Below are 3,113 nucleotides of genomic sequence, written 5' to 3' on the forward strand. Positions count from 1 at the left end.
CATTCCTAAATATTAATGATAATAATTCTCAGGTATAATAAGCATGAGTTTTATAAATACAAAGGCGATTTGGTTATGCGAAATCGCACAAGTGTTATGAGGAAGTGTCAAATGCAGGAAGTCACAACAAAACGAACTAAAATTGCCAAGATAGCTTTAACCCAAAGACTAGAGGCGACAGAGAAACAATGGATTGTCACGCAAGGCCAACCTTGTCAAACTCAACTGGCCGAAGGTAAGTTCCTATCATATCAGTACAATGATCAAATTTTTGTTCATGGCGGGTGTTGTCTAGAACTTATTGATTCGAATATTGTTTCTACTGCACACGCCTCACTGCTGGTCACTATTCTTTTAGAAGGTAGACTCTCGTTTGGCTACGACGATTTGCAATTTGATTTAGACGCGAGCGACGGCCCTAAGGGTGTAGTGGTGAACTTACTCAAACCTGCAAATTTTCGTCGTTCACTGCTCAAAGATAACCTCATTAATAAGATCAACATATTGGTTAAGCCCCAATGGCTAGAGGCCCGCCTTGAGCAAAATTGTAGTCATCGAGCCTTTTTTAACTCTCATCAGGCGTTTCAACAGTTGGAGCCTAACCAGACGCTATGCGAGCTGGCCGAAACGTTAACAAATAGAGAAACACCGCAAGAGTTCCAAGAAAAGCTAGAGGTCGAAAGCTTGATCTATCAAATATTACATCAAGCCACCAAGCAAATTCCTAAGAATTTCAGTGCTAAAAACAGCAATATTGAACGACACATTGATGGTCGAATTGAGGATATTGTCAGCTATATTGAAACTCACCTTGATCAAGAACTACGCTTGGAAAAGTTGGCGAGCCAATTCTCAATGAGTGTTTCAAACCTGCAGCGTCGATTTAAACAATCACTTAATATGACCATAAACGGCTACATTCGTTTTCGACGTCTTGAGATTGCTAGGCAACATTTGGAACGTGGCCTAGTGACGATAACAGAAGCCGCCTATGAAGCCGGATACCACCACCCTTCTAACTTCACTTATGCCTTTAAAAAGGCATTTGGTGTGCCACCACATGAAGTGATTAAAGAGTAAGGGGACTCTAGGTAACTGACTGTTATTTAGGAGTGTCTTATCCACAACATCGGTATATACTCGCCTTAAACGTTATGGAGGTTAAACATGAATATTGGTGCCGTCGCGAAGCTCACTGGGCTTTCATCTAAGTCGATTCGATTATATGAAGACAAAGGGATCATATCTCCACCAGCGCGTAGCGACTCTGGCTATCGCGAATATTCAGATAATCATATTCAAGAGCTTAACTTGGTATCACGCGCAAAAAGCGCAGGCTTTTCGTTGCAAGAATGCAAAGAGTTCGTACAACTTGCTCATAACCCCAATCGCAAAAGTAGCGAAGTAAAAGCAAGAACCATGGACAAACTGAGAGAGGTTGAAGAAAAAATTGCACACCTCATGGAGATCAAAACGCAACTTGAAGGTTGGGTTTCTTCTTGTCCTGGAGATGCAGAGAGCCGATGCCCAATCATAGACGAGCTCACCAAGTAAGCCCGCCTATCTATTGATCTCGTTAAAAACGAACTAGCTCGCTTAATGATAAGTACACATGCGCTTACCGTTTAACTCTATGATGTTAAATGGCGTTTCATAGATGTCCTCTAGCGTAGACGCTTGAATAACATCTTCAACCGCACCACTCGCCACAACTTTACCTTTCTTAAGCGCCAATATGACATCTGAGTAACACGCCGCGAAATTAATATCATGAATCACGACCACCATGGCTTTATTCATGTCATGGGCTAACTGCTGCACAACTTTCATGATCTGAAGAGAGTGTTTGATATCTAAGTTATTAAGAGGTTCATCAAGAAAGACATAATCTGTATCTTGTGCAATCACCATAGCAATAAATGCAAGCTGTCGCTGACCACCACTTAATTCATCCAAGTATTTGTCTTGAATATCTTGCAAATCTAAGTAGTCGATCGCTTGTTCTATGACCTCATGATCTTCTTTAGTCAGATTTCCTTTAGAGTATGGGAAACGACCAAAAGAGACTAACTCTTTTACGGTAAACCGCATTGTAATCGAGTTAGCTTGGCGAAGTACTGCCAGTTTTTTCGCTAGCTCTTTTGTGTCCCATTCCGCGATTTCCTTGCAATCAATGATAACACTACCGCCATCTCGCTCCGTTAAGCGCGAGGCCATAGATAACAGCGTGCTCTTTCCCGCGCCATTTGGACCGATAATCGATGTTACCTTGCCCTTTTCAAACTGAGTATTGGCCTCGTCTACGACTTTGTTTGAACCGAAAGCCTTCGTTAATTTGTCTATTACTATCATATTTATACAACTTTGTTTTTCAGCAGCAGGTATAAGAAATACGCACCGCCGATAAAGTTAATTACGACACTCAACGTCGTCTCAAAACTGAACACGTTTTCGATTATCCATTGCCCAGCAAGTAATGAACTGATGGATAGAAACGAACATCCGACCAATAGCGTTTTATGTTGGTAACTTCGGAACATTTCTCGGCTTAAGTTGGTCACTAGTAAACCAAAGAACATGATTGGCCCTACCAAAGCCGTAGAAATAGCAATCAAAACCGCCGAGATAATAAACACATTTCTCGTCACTTTAGGTACATCAACACCCAAACTTTTCGCATTGTCTTGGTCGAGCCAAAACACATCTAAAGTGCGATGCATCCTAAACAACAACCAACATGCAAACATCAAAGCCGGAGCACTAAAGTAAACCAAGTTCACTTTGACATTATTGAAACTGGCGTACAGTTTCGACTGAACAATTGCATATGTGTTTGGGTCCATCAGCAAAGAAAAGAATGACGCCGCATTGGAAAATAGCTGACCAAAGATCAAGCCGACCAATAGCAACGTAATCAAGTTCTTGCTGCCTTTTGAAAAGTAAAACCCAAACAGCAGTAGCGAAAACGACACCATTACAATTACTGCAATCGCGAAATTGACGTACAAGTTAAGCACTAAGGTACTCAACCCACCAAAAATCAACACGATCAAAATTTGGGTTAACACATACAGCGCATCAAAACCCATGATACTTGGCGTTAAAATTCGGTT

At 41.4% G+C, this 3,113-nt stretch carries 4 protein-coding genes; 2 read left to right on the forward strand and 2 right to left on the reverse strand.

What is annotated here, in order from left to right; translation table 11 throughout:
* Positions 1 to 111: 111 nt before the first annotated feature.
* On the forward strand, positions 112 to 1,080 hold the full coding sequence (locus IQR33_RS02480) for a helix-turn-helix domain-containing protein (protein WP_193837971.1): 969 nt from the start codon (positions 112 to 114) through the stop codon (positions 1,078 to 1,080).
* Between the two features lie 87 nt (positions 1,081 to 1,167).
* On the forward strand, positions 1,168 to 1,554 hold the full coding sequence (cueR, locus tag IQR33_RS02485; RefSeq protein WP_005376627.1) for a Cu(I)-responsive transcriptional regulator: 387 nt from the start codon (positions 1,168 to 1,170) through the stop codon (positions 1,552 to 1,554).
* Positions 1,555 to 1,596: 42 nt separating this feature from the next.
* On the opposite strand, the gene vctC is transcribed toward cueR, so the two are convergent.
* Entirely contained in the window at positions 1,597 to 2,352 is a 756-nt protein-coding gene (gene vctC / locus IQR33_RS02490; RefSeq protein ID WP_025767868.1) for an iron chelate ABC transporter ATP-binding protein VctC, read from the reverse strand.
* Between the two features lie 2 nt (positions 2,353 to 2,354).
* Positions 2,355 to 3,113: iron chelate uptake ABC transporter family permease subunit (locus IQR33_RS02495; protein ID WP_193843479.1), on the reverse strand; the 759-nt coding region annotated here is incomplete at its 5' end.

Source organism: Vibrio sp. OPT46 (genome assembly GCF_015163535.1).
GTDB lineage: Bacteria > Pseudomonadota > Gammaproteobacteria > Enterobacterales > Vibrionaceae > Vibrio > Vibrio alginolyticus.

Coding starts and splice junctions, on each gene's coding strand:
- cueR (WP_005376627.1), top strand. CDS start 1,168: ATGAATATTGGTGCCGTCGCGAAGCTCACTGGGCTTTCATCTAAGTCG.
- IQR33_RS02480 (WP_193837971.1), top strand. CDS start 112: ATGCAGGAAGTCACAACAAAACGAACTAAAATTGCCAAGATAGCTTTA.
- vctC (WP_025767868.1), bottom strand. CDS start 2,352: ATGATAGTAATAGACAAATTAACGAAGGCTTTCGGTTCAAACAAAGTC.